Here is a 319-nt window from a genome sequence, read left to right as displayed (position 1 = left end):
CTGAAACGGTTGAGACCGAGGAGGATGCCAAGTGAGTGAAAAGGACGAGAACGTGACGGAAACTGCTACCGCAGCCACGGCTGAGCAGCGCGGTTACCGCAAGACGCGTCGCGGCTACGTGGTCTCTGACAAGATGGAAAAGACCATCGTTGTCCAGGTTGAAGACCGCGTGAAGCACGCCCTGTACGGCAAGGTCATCCGCCGTACCTCCAAGGTCAAGGCCCACGACGAAGAGAACACCGCCGGCATCGGCGACCTCGTTGTCATCGCCGAGACCCGTCCGCTGTCCGCCACCAAGAACTGGCGGCTCGTGGAGATC

Annotated in this window: 1 protein-coding gene; it reads left to right on the top strand. The window is 60.8% G+C overall.

Annotated features, from left to right (window positions below):
- Nucleotides 1-31 precede the first annotated feature (31 nt).
- Nucleotides 32-319, top strand: a 288-nt coding sequence (gene rpsQ / locus AC5RWX_RS34525; RefSeq protein ID WP_494100607.1) for a 30S ribosomal protein S17, incomplete at its 3' end; no start/stop codon positions are given.

The organism is Arthrobacter sp. SPT-J7, from assembly GCF_059089965.1.
The sequence above is the reverse complement of the archived record's forward strand: the minus strand, read 5'-3'. Positions and strand labels throughout refer to the sequence as shown.